The organism is Sporosarcina sp. ANT_H38, assembly GCF_008369195.1.
Lineage (GTDB): Bacteria > Bacillota > Bacilli > Bacillales_A > Planococcaceae > Sporosarcina.
The window spans coordinates 1,765,766-1,781,644 of the sequence record NZ_VOBC01000001.1 but is presented as its reverse complement, the minus strand read 5'-3'; the positions used below and the strand labels follow the sequence as shown (position 1 = coordinate 1,781,644).

15 protein-coding genes and 1 pseudogene are annotated in these 15,879 nt (G+C 36.5%); 14 read left to right on the top strand and 2 right to left on the bottom strand.

The genetic code is table 11. The features are described from left to right. Window positions 1-57 precede the first annotated feature (57 nt). The 3 genes from FQ087_RS08485 (at window position 58) to FQ087_RS08475 (ending at window position 3,770) form a co-directional block, all read left to right on the top strand. On the top strand, window positions 58-492 hold the full coding sequence (locus tag FQ087_RS08485; RefSeq protein ID WP_149580025.1) for a YugN family protein: 435 nt from the start codon (window positions 58-60) through the stop codon (window positions 490-492). Window positions 493-880: 388 nt separating this feature from the next. Beyond that, complete coding sequence (cax, locus tag FQ087_RS08480; protein WP_149580814.1) at window positions 881-1,936, top strand: calcium/proton exchanger; 1,056 nt, start codon at window positions 881-883, stop codon at window positions 1,934-1,936. Between the two features lie 160 nt (window positions 1,937-2,096). Next, window positions 2,097-3,770, top strand: coding sequence for a ribonuclease J (locus FQ087_RS08475; protein ID WP_149580024.1), 1,674 nt, complete (start codon window positions 2,097-2,099; stop codon window positions 3,768-3,770). Between the two features lie 175 nt (window positions 3,771-3,945). Here FQ087_RS08475 and FQ087_RS08470 read toward each other — a convergent pair whose 3' ends face one another. After that, the gene (locus tag FQ087_RS08470) at window positions 3,946-4,878 is read right to left on the bottom strand and encodes an MBL fold metallo-hydrolase (RefSeq protein WP_149580023.1); all 933 of its coding nucleotides are present in this window, start codon (window positions 4,876-4,878) and stop codon (window positions 3,946-3,948) included. 477 nt (window positions 4,879-5,355) lie between these two features. Here FQ087_RS08470 and FQ087_RS08465 point away from each other — a divergent pair. The 8 genes and pseudogenes from FQ087_RS08465 (at window position 5,356) to FQ087_RS08435 (ending at window position 11,206) form a co-directional block, all read left to right on the top strand. After that, window positions 5,356-6,242, top strand: a pseudogene (locus FQ087_RS08465) (aminoglycoside 6-adenylyltransferase). 178 nt (window positions 6,243-6,420) lie between these two features. Further along, window positions 6,421-6,873, top strand: a complete 453-nt coding sequence (locus FQ087_RS08460) for an NUDIX hydrolase (RefSeq protein WP_149580022.1) — start codon at window positions 6,421-6,423, stop codon at window positions 6,871-6,873. A gap of 565 nt (window positions 6,874-7,438) precedes the next feature. Further along, a protein-coding gene (locus FQ087_RS08455) for an IS3 family transposase (protein ID WP_149580021.1) occupies window positions 7,439-8,586 on the top strand; the annotation gives its coding sequence in 2 pieces (ribosomal slippage) (window positions 7,439-7,685 and window positions 7,685-8,586; 1,149 coding nt in all). Between the two features lie 396 nt (window positions 8,587-8,982). Next, entirely contained in the window at window positions 8,983-9,372 is a 390-nt protein-coding gene (locus FQ087_RS08450; RefSeq protein ID WP_149580020.1) for a YhfM domain-containing protein, read from the top strand. 85 nt (window positions 9,373-9,457) lie between these two features. Further along, entirely contained in the window at window positions 9,458-9,619 is a 162-nt protein-coding gene (locus tag FQ087_RS22400; RefSeq protein ID WP_188006676.1) for a hypothetical protein, read from the top strand. Window positions 9,620-9,624: 5 nt separating this feature from the next. After that, window positions 9,625-10,128 carry a hypothetical protein gene (locus tag FQ087_RS08445; RefSeq protein ID WP_149580019.1) on the top strand — a complete coding sequence of 168 codons (504 nt, stop codon included), beginning with the start codon at window positions 9,625-9,627 and terminating at the stop codon, window positions 10,126-10,128. 128 nt (window positions 10,129-10,256) lie between these two features. Further along, window positions 10,257-10,715: a chymotrypsin family serine protease gene (locus FQ087_RS08440; protein ID WP_149580018.1), complete on the top strand. Its 459-nt coding sequence runs from the start codon at window positions 10,257-10,259 to the stop codon at window positions 10,713-10,715. A 161-nt stretch (window positions 10,716-10,876) separates the two neighbouring features. Further along, window positions 10,877-11,206 (top strand): DUF3139 domain-containing protein, encoded by a 330-nt coding sequence (locus FQ087_RS08435; protein WP_149580017.1) that lies wholly within the window; start codon window positions 10,877-10,879, stop codon window positions 11,204-11,206. A 180-nt stretch (window positions 11,207-11,386) separates the two neighbouring features. Here the strand turns inward: FQ087_RS08435 and FQ087_RS08430 are convergent, their stop codons facing one another. After that, window positions 11,387-12,391 (bottom strand): nucleoid-associated protein, encoded by a 1,005-nt coding sequence (locus FQ087_RS08430; RefSeq protein WP_149580016.1) that lies wholly within the window; start codon window positions 12,389-12,391, stop codon window positions 11,387-11,389. A gap of 408 nt (window positions 12,392-12,799) precedes the next feature. Between FQ087_RS08430 and FQ087_RS08425 the strand changes: the two genes are divergently transcribed. The 3 genes from FQ087_RS08425 (at window position 12,800) to FQ087_RS08415 (ending at window position 15,774) form a co-directional block, all read left to right on the top strand. After that, the gene (locus FQ087_RS08425) at window positions 12,800-13,357 is read left to right on the top strand and encodes an isochorismatase family protein (RefSeq protein ID WP_149580015.1); all 558 of its coding nucleotides are present in this window, start codon (window positions 12,800-12,802) and stop codon (window positions 13,355-13,357) included. 1,052 nt (window positions 13,358-14,409) lie between these two features. Then, window positions 14,410-14,664: a hypothetical protein gene (locus FQ087_RS08420; protein ID WP_149580014.1), complete on the top strand. Its 255-nt coding sequence runs from the start codon at window positions 14,410-14,412 to the stop codon at window positions 14,662-14,664. A gap of 324 nt (window positions 14,665-14,988) precedes the next feature. Further along, complete coding sequence (locus FQ087_RS08415; protein ID WP_149580013.1) at window positions 14,989-15,774, top strand: formate/nitrite transporter family protein; 786 nt, start codon at window positions 14,989-14,991, stop codon at window positions 15,772-15,774. Window positions 15,775-15,879: the final 105 nt, after the last annotated feature.

The window sequence follows — 15,879 nt, the reverse complement described above, 5'->3', positions numbered from 1 at the left end:
TTTTACACCTTCTTTTGTGAATGCTGTTTATGAAGCAATTTAGAAGGAGGAAAAATAATGTTAAAATTACAAACTGAGCTTGAAGGGCAAAAGGCTTCTTTTGGTGTAGTGAGCGATTGTATTCGAGGGCTCGGTTATCATTTAGGTGGAAATTGGGATTATCATAAAGGATGTTTTGACCATATTTTATGTCGCGAAGGCGGGGAAACCATTTATGTGCGAATTCCTTTTTTCGTAACTGAAGGTGAACTTGATGAATATAACGCTTCAATTGAATTTGAAACATCTTATATCATTAAGCATGTCGTTCATGTCGGACTAGATAGTGATGAAAGTTCATTACTAAATGCAACTGGTTTTAACCAATTCCAGGCACCGATTGATCCGGACGGGAAGATCATTGATAAAAACAGGTGGATTCATGCAGGAGAAGTCGCCGTAAAAGAACTGTTAGATTGTTTGCAGGAACATGAGCACCTAAAATCAAGTTAAGAAAATGACATGACAAACTAGAAAAAAGATTTGAAAATGGGTAGCAGAGGCATATATAGGCTCCAAATTTATTGAATACCCTCAGGATTACGCGGTTTAGATTGCCAATTTGATGAAGGGAATTGGATTAGTTATGTTGTTGCACAATAGGAAAGGAGTAGTCAGCTGATATAGGCATAGTTGTAAGACCAATTCCCTCTACATCATTCGTGAAGTAGAGGTTTTTTTCTGTTTTCTGCGCTATTGAGTACTTGGTTCTTGTCTATGAAATGCTAGTAAACGTTACTAGGCCAGTGCATCAAAATAATCTACGAACACCTTCAAACGTTTGTTTAATCTTCAAAAGGGGAAGATAGGGAAAAGGTTTTATTTATCTTAAGGGGTGATTATAGTGAATCGATTATTTGCCATCCTTGTTAGTACCGGTGTCCCACTCGTGATTGCCGGTGCATTTCTAAACTGGTCGGACATTATGATGTTCATCCTTTGCTGTATAAGCATCATCGGGCTTTCAGGATACATAGGCCGGGCAACAGAAAGCCTCGCCATCGTTAGTGGACCGAGGATTGGTGGTTTATTGAATGCGACATTTGGCAACGCAGTCGAACTCATCATTTCAATTTTTACATTGAAGGCAGGAATGGTTGGTATCGTCTTGGCTTCACTCACGGGCTCTGTACTTGGGAATCTGTTACTTGTGCTCGGACTCTCCTTTTTCGCAGGGGGCATCAAATTCAAACGTCAGAATTTCAGTCTCCATGATGCACAATATAATTCGGGATTGCTGATTTTCGCTGTCATTGTGGCATTTGTCATTCCTGAAATTTTCTCTATGTCTATGAATACACAAACGACATTAAACTTGAGTATTGGCATCGCGGTTGTACTAATTGTCCTTTATCTTGCAGGACTGTTCTTTAAACTCGTTACGCACCGTGGCATCTTTGCCTCTTCTGATAAGGTAGTGGAGGAGCAGGAAACGCCGGAGTGGACGAAGCGCAAATCGATCCTTGTATTATTGTTTGCAACATTAACGGTTGCTTTCGTATCAGAGCAGTTGGTTCATACATTTAAAATGCTTGGTGAAAAGTTTGGTTGGACCGAGCTGTTCATTGGTGTCATTATTGTCGCGATTGTTGGAAATGCGGCTGAGCACGTTTCCGCAATTACAATGGCGGTCAAGGATAAGATGGATGTAGCTGTCGAAATAGCTGTCGGTTCCACGTTGCAGGTTGCTATGTTTGTTGCGCCAGTCCTTGTACTCATCTCATTATTGATGCCGAAACCAATGGCACTTGTTTTCACTGTTCCAGAGTTGGTAGCGATGGTATCTGCAACATTCCTTGTCATTACTCTGTCCAATGACGGTGAATCAAATTGGTTCGAGGGTCTTATCCTGTTTGCAGCTTATCTAATTATGGGAATCGGCTTTTATTTACTCTAATGTCTGCTAATGGTTGAAAAAGATAGCTCTAAAAAGAACAACAGTCCAATATGTCTTTAGTCACTATACTATCGGAATTTTCTTTTAAGAATTCAAAATCATAAAAGAACTCTCTAAGGGTATACTTTGAGTATTATTTCAAAGTGGGAGGCTATTAAATTTGACTAAGACTGAGAATAAATTATCGGTTTTTGCACTAGGTGGTATTAATGAAATCGGTAAAAATATGTATGTTCTACAATATGAAGATGATATTGTCGTAATCGATTGTGGTGCCAAGTTTCCGGACGAAAGTCTTTTAGGAATTGATTTGATTATCCAGGATATTTCATACTTACAGGAGAACAAGGATAAGATTCGGGCATTAGTTGTTACCCATGGACATGAAGATCATATTGGAGGCATTCCATACTTATTAAAACGATTAAATATGCCGGTATATGCCACAGCATTAACGCTAGGTCTAATTCAACTTAAGTTAAAAGAACATGGGCTCTTAAGGCATACCGAACTAGTTTTGATAAACGCTGATTCCGAGCTGGAGTTTGGAACGGTGGGCTTGACGTTTTTCAAAACAAACCACAGTATTCCTGATTGTCTAGGCGTTGTATTCCATACACCTGAGGGGGCGGTCGTGCATACCGGTGATTTCAAGTTCGATTTAACCCCACTCGGCGACGAATATCCAGATATTCATAAAATGGCTAAAATAGGCAGTGACGGTGTGTTGCTTCTGTTATCGGAAAGCACCAATGCGGAACGTCCTGGTTTTAATCCATCAGAACGACTAATAGGCGGGCATATTGAAGAAGCATTCCGTAAAGCTCGTCGGAAAGTATTTATCTCTACTTTCGCTTCTAACGTTCATCGTGTACAACAAGTAGTGGATGCCGCGCAAAAAACAAACCGTAAGCTTGCATTACTTGGTAGAAGCATGGTGAATGTAGTAGCGGTTGCTTCGGAACTCGGCTATTTGAATATCCCAGAAGGCATGTTAATCGACAAAAATGAAGTTAGGGGAATGGACCCAGAAAAGGTAGCAATTCTTTGCACGGGAAGCCAAGGAGAACCCATGGCAGCATTGTCTCGCTTGTCTAGTTCAAATTTCCGAGAGGTAGAGATCCATCCTGAAGATACGGTTATTTTTGCTTCCTCACCCATCCCTGGGAATGAAAAAAGTGTCTCACGTATCATTGATAATTTGTATCTTTTAGGAGCCAAAGTGATCTATGGATCAGGGACTGTAACTGGCATGCATGTTTCAGGACATGCCTGTCAGGAAGAATTGAAACTAATGTTAACGCTAATGAAGCCGAAATACTTCATTCCGATTCACGGTGAGTTTAGAATGCTTTATCAGCACCGCTTATTGGCAGAATCCGTAGGCGTGGAAAGAAAAAATATTTTCATTATTAACAATGGCGATGTTGTCGATATTAATAACGGCGTTGCCCGACAAACACGAAAAGTACAATCGGGGAATGTTTTCGTAGATGGATTGGGCATTGGTGATGTTGGAAACATCGTGTTACGTGACCGAAGACTATTGTCTGAAGAGGGCATGCTAGTTATTGTTATTACCTTAAGTAAAACTGATGGCAAGCTAATTTCTGATCCCGATACAATTTCGCGTGGATTCGTCTATGGGAGTGATTCGGGAGCATTGTTGAATGAAGTGAATCAGGTAGTTATTAGGACTATTGACAAATCGCAAGGAGCTATTGGAAATCAAAGAATTAATTTGAAACAGCATATAAAAAAATCGGTTGAAACACTTTTATATACGCGGACAAAAAGAAGGCCGATGATTCTTCCAATAGTTATTGAAATTTAACTTGAGTCACAGAAGGCACTTACATTTACTGAATAGGGATCTCAGACTTAAATCGCTGGCGTCCTGCGGCAACATCTGTGTAACCAACATCCTCTTGGCCCAAGCCTTCAGCGGGTCGTTGGTGAATTAGAAAGAGCGAATCCCTTTAAGTATAGGGAATTCGCTCTTTTTCAGCTCAAATAATTGGAGTCTCCATATGAATGGTTTCCCCAAGTTTCATAACAGCTAACTTATTATCATCTAGCTTTCTTTTTGTCCATTCAGCAAGTAATCGATCAAGTGCTTCTTTAGGTGTATCATCAGCCAACCGGTAAGCACCGTAATGCATAGGAATCATCACTTTCGATCGCGTATTGATGAAAGCTTTGACAGCATCTTCTGGACTAACATGTTGGGCAGCCATGAACCACTCCGGCTCATATGCACCAATCGGCATCAGGCAATAATCAATTGAGTACTTATCCCCGATTTCACGAAAGCCTTCAAAATATCCACTGTCACCTGCAAAGTATAGTGTTTGATTTGAATCCTGGACAATCCATCCCCCCCAATGTGAGTGATTTGTATCCGTTAGCGTTCTTTTTGCCCAGTGCTGAGCTGGAACAAAGGCAATCGTTAATTCCCCTATTTGATGCTCATCCCACCAGTTGGATTCCACAATCTTGCTGAATCCTTTTCTTTTAAACCAATTACCGAGTCCTATTGGTACAAAAAAGGTTGGATTTCCTTTCAGTCTTTTAATAGAAGAATAGCTCAGGTGATCGTAATGGCTATGTGAAATCAGGACAATATCGATTGGAGGCAATTCACCTATCGGAAGTCCAGGGGGAGAGAGTCGTTTATCCGTGCCAAGACGATTTGCCCAAACTGGATCTGTTAGGATGTTTAGTCCATTTAGTTGAATTAAAAAGGTGGAATGGCCAATCCATGTGATTGTGGGAATCGTACGATTTGATTGTAGGAACGCTTCTTCTGTTTTATCTACCATTGGCACTTGAAACGATAAATCAATTTGCTTACCTTTTCTTTCTTTTCGCCACTTTAGTAAATCTTTAAACGTGGCTAGTGTTGCACTTTTGTCCGTGTTTTCATAGCGTGTTTTTTTCATAGGTATACACCTCAAATGATTTTTTGTTATTTTTAGTTTACTTCATGAGAAGGAAAACAAGCTTAGAATTAAGTTTAGTATACACTACAATCATTATTATTTTACTAGGCTGTCCCTGAAGATTGTTTTTAAGCGTTGATTTACAAATTCTGAATTAACAGATATAGTTAAAGTTATGTGGAATAAAATTACATAATTGTGCGATGGGAATTTTTTGTCTTGTATTAATGTTATTAGACTGAAAGCGAAAGACTTTTGAAACGATACATCTAACCAGTTATAAGTGGGAACAAAAATATATGAAACAGATACACCAATCTATATTGTTATTGTTGATAATAAGTAGATTAAATTATGGTGTTATAGTAACCTATTGCGCAAAAATAGTTCATCAATATAATTCCGTTGCTTGTTCTTTTTTCTTATTGTAATAAATGGGTTAGGGAAGTCCGTTAAATAATATTGGAGGAATGAAGAATGGATAAATTAACTTATGGGAAATTATTAGAAGAATTTGTTTTATTTGCACAGGAAGACGAAAATATTCGAGCAGTGTTAATTGTAGGTTCTAGAGCAAGAAAGGAAATGCCGGCAGATAAATGGTCAGATCTAGATCTAGTTATTTTTGCGAATAATCCTCAATCTTTACTTGTTGATGAAAAGTGGTTACTAAAAATTGCAAAGGTCCACATCACATTCCTTGAAAATACTGCAGTTGGTGGAGGTACTGAAAGGAGGGTTTTATTTGAAGAAGGACTCGATGTAGATTTTGCGATTTTTTCTGTATCCTCTTTATCTGTATTGGAAAGAAAAAGCGAAGTAATAAGAGTCTTGTCAAAAGGAGTAAGAGTTTTAATTGATAAAGATAGTCTTACCACATCTATTTTACAGAAATCTAAAGATGAAAATAACATAGATCCTGGTTTAGAGGCAGCAGAGGTCAATAATTTAATCAATGATTTTTGGTATCATGCCGTTCTAGCTTCGAAAAAAATCCGACGTGGCGAACTTTTAGACGGTAAATCAATTTGTGATTCTTATATGAAAAACCTACTCATATTATTAGTTAAAACACAAACAAAATTAAAAAAAGGCGCTGATTTTGATACTTGGCATGGGTTTCGTTTTTTGAAAAATGGGCAGATCCTAACATTGTTCAAGCATTTATAGGTTTGTACTCTCACTATGAAGAAAATGAGATATGGGATGCTTTAGAAAATACAATGAACGTTTTCAGAAATATAGCTATTGATGTGAGTGAGCTATTAAATATCAAATATCCTTATGAGGCAGATGAATTTGCGACTAATCTAGTTGAGTCGTTTTATAGTGAAAATGAAATGGCTAGAAAAGGTACTACATAAAAGAGGTATGAAACCCTTAACGAACAAACAAATTTGATAATTGAACATGCGGTAGGCGGCTTAAGTTGGAATTTCTCTTTTCCGCTAAACTAGGAAAATTGTGGTATAAAGAGGGGTTTTCTTCAAGATACCGAATTTCATTTTTAAGCACAAAAAAAATTATATTGTGGAGGTAATTATGGGCTATATTGAGGATTTACGAAAAGTTGTTGGAAATCAACCGTTAATTTTGACGGGTGTAGCGGTAGCTGTAATTAATGAAGCTGGTGAATTCTTGTTTCAGAAACGTAGAGATGGGCTTTGGGGAGTCCCTGGCGGATTTATAGAATTAGGGGAGTCTACTGAGGAAGCTGGAAGAAGGGAAGTATTAGAGGAGACAGGAATTGAAATTGGAAAACTTGATTTGATTGGTGTTTTTTCAGGGAAACAACACTTTGTTAAATTACCAAACGGTGACGAATTCTATCCTGTTACAATTGCCTATGTTTCAAAAGAAATTAAGGGTGGGATATTAAAAGCAGACGGTATAGAAACAACTGAAGCGAAGTTTTTTAAAGTGAGTGAATTACCAGAAGAACTTAATCCCTTAATTAAAAATCTTATTAATCAATATTCCTACTCCTTATCATAAAAAAAGTTTAAGCTCTTAAAACTTGAACTACTGAGTGTGAGTTTCGAATAATGGTCACTTATATCCGGAACAATATACGCAAGAATCTGCTTATTGACCTAATGGAGTTTATGGCGAAATCATAAATCCAAAATGGGGGTGCAGAATGAGAAGAACTTTAAAGATCATTAAAATCCTTTTTTAGTCCTTACCAGAAACCCATAACGGCTTGTCCCTTTAAAATTTTACGTATCTTATTTTCATATCTAAAAAAATTATTGATATTGCAACGATCAATTAAACAAAATCCTAAAATTCACGAGTTTGAAAGAGAGTGCCCATTTATACGCCGTGATTTTTCCTGGAAAAAAACTGCGTTTTGCATAGGTTTCCTGCAGGGGCTAAAATAAAAAAGTCAACGGCAACAATCACCTTTTTCACTCAACAATTGTGCGCAGTGGTAGATGAAAGTCAAAAAAAAATTGCAGCTGCTTCACACATCGAAGAAAAATGGATAGGTTACACTTAATCGGACAATTAAATTAAGGGCATGTAGAATAATACACAAGAAGTGAGGAGATCTACTATGTCCGTAAAAAGAAGAACGTTTTCAACAGATTTCAAAAAACAAGTGGTAGCCCTATACGAAAACGGAAAAAGCCGACAAGATATTGTCCAAGAATATGAATTAACAGCATCTGCTCTTGATAGGTGGATTACACAATTCAGGCAGTCTGGTTCTTTTAAAGAGAAAGATAATCGACCTTCAGAAGAACAAGAATTGATTGCCCTGCGTAAAAGAAATAAGCAACTAGAAATGGAAGTAGATATTCTAAAGCAAGCAGCGCTGATCATGGGACGAAAATAGATGTGATTCAACAAAACCGCCACAAATATTCGGTATCAGCAATGTGTAAAGTCCTGAAAATAGCGCGTAGCACCTTCTATTATGACACTGAAGTATCCGCTCAAAAAGAACAAGAAAAGCGGGAAGAAGAACGCGTATTGAAAGAAAAGATCGCTGAGGTTTTCAATAAAAACCGACACGTTTATGGAACTCGGAAACTAAAGATAGAACTAGACAAAGAGACGAAAGGCTTTACAATCTCTAGACGTCGAATTGGAAGATTGATGGGCGAACTTGGCCTCCAATCAAAATACGCCAAACCTTCTTATAAACCAATGGCGACAAGACCAAATGAAGAATCTGTTAGAAACGTTCTAAATCGAGAATTTGAAGTGGACAAAGAGATGTCCGTGTTAGTAAGCGACTTAACTTACGTGAAAGTAGGATACCGATGGAGTTACGTTTGTTTCTTAATCGATTTATACAACCGTAAAATTGTCGGGTGGAGCGTCGGAGCACAAAAAGACGCAGCCCTAGTTCAGCGTGCCTTCGATTCTGTTAAATCCCCATTAGGGAATGTGAACTTATTTCATACAGACCGTGGTTCTGAATTTAAAAACGTCGGGATTGATGAATTATTAAGTGGTTACAAGATCAAAAGATCACTCAGTCATAAAGGGAATCCTTATGATAATGCGGTGGCAGAGGCAACATTTAAGATTTTAAAAACCGAATTAATCAACGGAACGCACTATCAAACCCTTGAACAGCTGTCTCTTGAACTTTTTGATTATGTCAATTGGTACAATAATATCCGTTCGCATAGTACATTAGGCTACCTAAGTCCGGTTGCTTATAAAAAATTAGCCCTTAATAATAGTGTTTGATTTAGTGTTGACATACCAAAAAAAGTCGTGGTGGCAAAGGTTGTTCAAAAAAGAAAAGTAGATTTGAAAATAATTTTTAAAGACGCTTGTCATAAAGGGGTCCTACCAACAAAAAGCGTAAAACATACGCTAAGGGATTGTACAGAAAATAAGGAGTTACTGACCACCTCATAGTTAAGGGGGTTATAGGGGACTTTTTTATTTTTTTAATGTTCAATAACTCATCCCTTTCATAAAGGCAACAGTCAAGAAGGAAAGGTGGCTTTTTTGATATTTGAGAAAGAAAAATGTAACAATTTCTTTAAACAACTCGTCGTATGTTTAAAGGGGGAAAGGGACATTGGGAAATAAAATGTAAGTTTGTGAGTTTACTATAAACGAAGGAAGGGAACAATAATGAAAAAACTGTTTATTTTATTCGGCTTACTGTTGCTAGTTGGATGTAATAATAAAGAAAAGGAGGAAGATACGTTTAAATTTAGAGACGAAATTCAAGCAATTATTGCAATAGACCAAGGACCAGAGCCAACGGACCCACAAGAAATTAAAAATGCCGATGAGATCAATATTTTTGTAGACGCCATGCAAAATGCGGATAGATATCAAGGTCCTGTGTCAGATGTCGGGTCTAGATATAAGCTTGAGGTGACTTACAAAAATGATGCAACAGAAACAATAGATTTATGGCTTTTTTCCAGTATTACAGGACGCTTTGAGGTAGACGATGTAAAATATTCTTTGAATGAAAAAGCCATTCCAAAGTTAATTAACTTTTTGGGTAAGTAAATGTTAAAAACGCACACGCAGTATTCCGTGTTATTAGTTAATTTGTCATGACACCAACATAATACTCTTAAAGGAGTGGGACAATTTGAAAAAAATAGCATTTATTGCGACCTTTCTCTTTAGTGTCGTCATCTTACTGTTTAGTTTTGAAAGTCAAACACTTGCTACACAGCAAAAAATAACCGAAACCACTATCCAGAACCAAGACAAACAATTAGAGGCATTTAATAACATAACAAAAAAATGAATACATTGGCTGGTAACATTGGATCTAGCGGAGATTTATACTTTGATGAAGATGATGTACTGCATTTTAGATATAAGGAGAGTGAATATACCTCCAATAAAGCCGTGAGAGAATTAATCAATAGTCTTGAAAAAAGTGGTATAAAAACAGAAGTAACTAAATACACGTATGATGATTTATTTAAACAGCAAATGATAATTTATGAAGAAGTAAAAAACTATTACGGAGATGAATCAAAGTTACCTAAATTTGAATTAGTTTCTGATATATACGAAGGAAAAGTTAAGTTTTCGGCTGAATCCTTAGATAATAATTTATTAGAAAAACTTATGGAAAATCATTCCAATGTATTGGAATTTAAACTAGAGAAATTTAATAGTACAGGTGTATCAGAGAAGTCTGTAATGTCTAACTGGAATAAACTAGGGGCAGGTCTTGGTATTCTACCACCTGGCGGTTCTTGTTCGGTAGCAGGGATAGCATATAAAAATGGTCAATACTTTTTTTGACTGCTGCTCACTGTTTTAACTCTGGAACTACAGCTAGTAACGGTACAGGCAGTCTTGTACAACAATGGAGTTCTAACGTGGGTCGCCAGCATACTTCTGCAGGCCATGTGAACTTAGACGCCGCTTAAGTGAAAATAATGGATAATGGATTGTCAGGTGGACGCTATGCTACTAATGGAATTAAAGTGGTTTCAGACGGTAGTACATCAGAAGTGTTTGATAATCATTTCATAAATGCCGCATCAACAAGTCCTGCATTTAGTCAAGTAATTTGTCGTGTTGGTATAAGTACACCTAAAGCCTGCGGCAGAGTTATCCAAAAAGGTTTTGTATCTAATAATTGGGAGAAACCTCCATTCACTAGAATAGTATCTGTAGTAGTTCCGGATGACTCGGCTAATTATTCCGCCGGAGGGGATAGTGGAGGAGCCATTTATCGTCCAAGTTCAAATGGTAACGTTTTAACCGGAATTCATGTAGGTAAGTTGGGTAATGGTAATCCAGTTTTTACAGACATAATAGATGTATTTAATCATTATGATTTGTTTCTTTATACAAGTAGTACACCGCTGAAAGTTGCTAATTAACTCACAAGTGTATGCGTGATCATAGATATTGAAAATATCGGTTCTGAGGCATAAGAAACAAATAAAAAAAGAGTGGCGAATCGCCTCTCTTTTTTTTTATTTGTTTTGGTATAGGGTATCACCAACATTTCGCGGAAAACATACGTCAAGCAAACTCCGGCATGGGAAAACTACATTTTCTATACGCTACTCTTCTGGTTATTCTTATTGGAATAGTAATTGTACCGATAGCATCAATCCAAGTAAATAAATATATCTACAAAAATAGAGTAACTACTTACCTCATTGAAGAGAAAGGGTATAAAAAAGAGGATTTTGAATCTATTGAGGGGAAATGGGGATTTAAGTTTCCAGCATACTATGCAATTGTAACTTTCAAAAATGAAACAAATGTTGAGTATATCTATTTTGCCCATGACAACGATGTATTTAAATTTAATTATAAAATTACTGATGAAGGACAGAATGCAGGCATGAAAAGGAAGACTTAAAGAATTATGATCCACGTTATTAATAAACATAAAATGAACCTCGAATTAGCATATTTATTCGAGGTTCATTTTATTAGCTCTCTACTGATTTTTCGGCATACCAATTCGTTTATCTGCATAATTTATTTATACAAAATCCCAAAACTCTTCTAAGAGTTTTGGATTATTATCATTTTGTGATTATATTTCTTCTTGGAAATAGATTTTATAAAACTTTCGATTGGTTGCTTCATCATAGCCGACTTCAATCAGTTCATCAATTTGCTCGATATCGCGGACGTTAACTTGAATTTCAATATTAGAATCAAGTTTAATTTTTCGTTTAAAATTTTTTTCTGCCTTGAAGATTGCACTTTCGGAAATGACCGTTTCGTATGGTTTTGCTGAATTGACGATTATATCTTTTTTGACAGGATCGGTTCCCTCAAAGACGGTTTCAATATAGTCATCTACTTGAAATTCTTCTTCATTTCTAAAGTACTCGAGCGTTTTGTTTAATAACCCCAATTTCTTGGTATTCGTAAAACTCTCTTCTTTTATAATGAATTTTTTGCATTCTGTTAATGCTAAATTGGTTTTATGATACTGTTCATCCGCTACTTTAATTTTTAAAAAACGCTCTTGCCAGTAAACAACATCTTCTTTTTTCTTCGTTTTCATAAAGACAGCGGGTGCTACGTCTGGCCCCATATCCACGATTACGGCCATATTATTGATTTTCTTCACATTAATACCGTCGATGCCACTTACGATTACTTTGTTTTGATCGTTTTGTACATCTAAAAACATTTCTTTTTCATCAATTTTTACAATGGCAATTACCTTTTTTACCTCTGACTGCCATAAGCAATTATCGAATAATCCAATAAACAATTCACCGCTTTTAATATTAGGGTGCTGGGATACACTTTGTAAGTGAGTGGCGATATGCTTAGATTGTTTAAGGAAATTGCTCTCCTGATCAAAAATTGAATTCACATATGAATATACTTCATTTAATCCAATATCCGTTTCGTGAAAAAAATCATATTGCTGCTCAAAATCAACTTTGTTAAACGCTAATTGTGTAAAAGCCGCTTCAAGCATGACCTCTGGTTGAGAGAATACCTCATCTCCCCAAACAAGCGTATCGCTTACATAATGAACGACATACTGTGCTAATTTACTTTCAGTTACTTCTAGCATGTACTTCACCTTCTAATCATTAGTTATAGATAATTTACCATATCATACTACGAACAATATTTTCATGTATTTTACATAAAGTCATAATAATTTTCAGGTGTAGGCTTAATACTGATTCCGCTTTAGATCGAACAATGAACAGGAGAGTGGCATGGCGACTGAGATACCAGCATAAGACAAAAGGAAAAGTATTTCCAATTATTAAGGTGAGTCTAATAATTGGAGTGCAGTTCACAGTGGGAACGAGCTTTTTAAATGTCGATTTAAAGAGGATTTTATCGACTTGATAACGAAATAGAATTATGCAACAACTTTTTCACTTACACAAAATGGGGGCGATTATTATGAACAATAAATTGAAGAGTAGCTTGCGGAACAGGATAAATTAAATGAAAAGGGGTTTTTCAATTGAAACAAGCATTGCTAGTCATAGATGCCCAACAAGAATTAATTGATGGTAATCAGAATGAAAAAAGTGTATTTAATAATGAAAAGTTAGTGAGTAATATCAATATAGTTATTAATAAAGCATTAGAATCGGATTCTTTAATAGTTTTTGTGAGAGATAAAGATGTCGCTGAAGGCAAAGGTAAAGGGTTTCAAATACATGAGGATATTAAAGTTCCTACTAAGTCAAAAGTATATGATAAAAAAGCAACAAATTCGTTTTATGGAACTCCATTATTGGGCTTTTTAAAGGATAACAAGATCGAACACCTTGTTATAATGGGATGTAAAACAGAACACTGTATTGACACAGCGGTTAGAACTGCAACAGTCAATTATTTTGATGTTACTTTAGTTGGAGATGGACATTCGACGACAGATTCTTCAATCTTATCTGCCGAAAAGATAATAAGTCATCACAATGAAACACTTCATGGTCATTACAATGTTGATCATTTTTCCGTTGTTCGGACTACTCAAGAAGATTTGTTTCAACCAACCCACGACAATTACCGATAAATAGAATATCGATGCTCACAAAGCCTCCGAATGATTGCATATCAAAAAAGTTTTTCTTCAATTATTGCGTGATTAGTTGGAAAAACAGCTGCATTTATATGCAGCCTTTTTTTATTGAATTAAACGTGCCTATATATATAATTTTCACCACTACTGTTGATTAACCATATATTTGCATGAAATAGTGGTGATAAGGGCTTGATAACCTCTATTTTCACTGGACTATTTTGTGACCGCTTTCGGGTAACTATTCATGACAGAATTAAGGAGGAATTGCAATTCATTCCTCCCTAGAGGGGGTAAAGTGTGGCAAGAAGTGACGGAGTCACTTCTTGCCACACTTTTTTCATTAATCCTGTTGTGAATAGTTGCCTGTCGCGTTCCTACAATATTAAAGTGAAAAATGTGGTTGTTTTTGAAGAAGAAAATAGATGACATTCTATGGAGAGTGTAAGTTCCCGAAGATGCAATTTCGGGAACTATAGTACTTTGTACAACGTGCTCCTTGCTTACTTTTAGTAAAGATTATGCATCTAAGCTTGTGTTGCCTAATAGAAAGCGACACTTAATTAAAAACCGTAGAGAAAGCATCAGCCGTCAAAATTGCATCTTTGGCGGCTCTTCTCCAGGTTAGAAGTCGGCTATTCTTTCGTCCCAAAAATCTTCAGCACTTTGTGTACTTATGCATTTGGAGCGCGACGGATGAAGGACAACCATACGATTACCTAGGGATACGACTTTGTCGCATCCCTTCATTTCCAGACATCTTGGGAATCGTACTAGAAGTCATTCAATCTAAAGCGATCCCAAAATGCAACTATACAAGTGCGGTCGGGGGGAAGTTATTTACTGGTTATTGTTGGTTAATAAACAGACATGGATTTTTAAAATAAAAAATGCGTAATTATATGTTAGATTGGAGTGTGAAGGTTTGACGAGTGATAATAATTTTATCCTTAAAGAATAAATGTTTTACCATTTTGATTATCTTCATAATATCCGGCTCGCTTAAATGGATACGTCAAATTGGAGAACTAAGAGGTGTGAAAGCAATGTTAGAAGATCTTCTTACCGCACTAATACCAAATGGTACCAATTCTTTGGATACGCAAAAAATTGACAAGAATATTGAAATGTTAATGCAGCATTCTTGGTTTAAGAATATTTATGATGATGAAAGATATCGTAGGTTATTCTTCGGAAATAGAAAAGTTAGAAAGTATTTACAAAATACATATCGTGTGAAAAGGATTATTAAGAAGGAAAAGGTTAGACAAAAATTTATATTGCTTCTGAATGAACAGTAATAACAAGAGATTCTTGACCAAGGGTGCTTTATTATAACAAAAGTGATGTATGCTAATTATTCATGGGTCCTAAGAAGCGATATGGTTGTTTCATGATTGTCGACTCATTAGGGCGATTCATTCAGGTGTACCACAAATGACGAGACTGAACGACGAACAGCCTCATCCGCAGGCTCGGATGGGGCGTTGTATTATTTTTCATTTTCACAGAAAGTACCACGTTTCTATGATTAGTAGTATAGTCATTAGTGATAGAATATACACTTGGATTATAATAGATACTATGCTTAAAAAGGCACGCTTATGGTAGTCGGAGGGAAAAAGATGAAAGCAACAATCGCTACGTTGGGTGATACAGCCATTACAAAAGTAAATCAATTACATACCAGTAAAAGTAGATACCTCATCTTGACAATGATGGGGGGATTTTTCGTTGGATTTGGAATCATTCTTATCTTTACAATTGGTGGTTTGCTTGGACCTACAGGCTTTGCAGGAACGAAAATTATTATGGGCGTTACATTTGGAATCGCATTAAGCTTGGTCTTAATGGCTGGATCCGACCTATTTACAAGTAATAACATGATCATGACCATTGGTACGTTGACTAAGAAAACGACTTGGTATGAAACCATTCAAATCTGGACATTTAGCTATGTTGGCAACTTTGCAGGCTCTATTCTCGTTGCAGCTCTTTTTTTCTATTCGGGCTTGGCATCCGGAGATACAGCGGACTATATTAATACAGCAGCAAGCGCAAAGATGAATACGCCATTTATAGAGTTGCTTATGCGTGGGATTCTGTGTAATATTCTCGTCTGCCTGGCTGTTTGGTGCGCATTTAAACTTAAAGAAGAAACCGCAAAAATGATTATGATTTTTTGGTGCTTATTCGCATTTATCACCTCGGGGTTCGAGCATAGTATTGCAAACATGACCTTGCTTTCCCTCTCGTTGATGGTCCCTCACCCCGACACTGTTTCATTGGCCGGGTTGGCGGCAAACTTAGTGCCAGTAACAATCGGCAATATCATTGGTGGAGCCGTGTTCATTGGAGCTGCATACTGGTTCGCAAATTCTGGAAAAAACCAAGGAATTTCCAGTAAGTGACTGTAAAAACGAATTAAAAAGTACCCTCAGCTAAAATGACTTGAAATTGTTTTAAGCGGGGTTGTTTTTTTTTTGAAAAACCACTTGCGAAAAAGAAGAAAAACT

Excerpts from the sequence above, each read along its gene's own strand:
- FQ087_RS08485 (WP_149580025.1), top strand. The coding sequence starts at position 58 with ATGTTAAAATTACAAACTGAGCTTGAAGGGCAAAAGGCTTCTTTTGGT.
- FQ087_RS08470 (WP_149580023.1), bottom strand. The coding sequence starts at position 4,878 with ATGAAAAAAACACGCTATGAAAACACGGACAAAAGTGCAACACTAGCC.
- FQ087_RS08460 (WP_149580022.1), top strand. The coding sequence starts at position 6,421 with ATGGGCTATATTGAGGATTTACGAAAAGTTGTTGGAAATCAACCGTTA.
- FQ087_RS08450 (WP_149580020.1), top strand. The coding sequence starts at position 8,983 with ATGAAAAAACTGTTTATTTTATTCGGCTTACTGTTGCTAGTTGGATGT.
- FQ087_RS08435 (WP_149580017.1), top strand. The coding sequence starts at position 10,877 with ATGGGAAAACTACATTTTCTATACGCTACTCTTCTGGTTATTCTTATT.
- FQ087_RS08430 (WP_149580016.1), bottom strand. The coding sequence starts at position 12,391 with ATGCTAGAAGTAACTGAAAGTAAATTAGCACAGTATGTCGTTCATTAT.
- FQ087_RS08420 (WP_149580014.1), top strand. The coding sequence starts at position 14,410 with ATGTTAGAAGATCTTCTTACCGCACTAATACCAAATGGTACCAATTCT.
- FQ087_RS08415 (WP_149580013.1), top strand. The coding sequence starts at position 14,989 with ATGAAAGCAACAATCGCTACGTTGGGTGATACAGCCATTACAAAAGTA.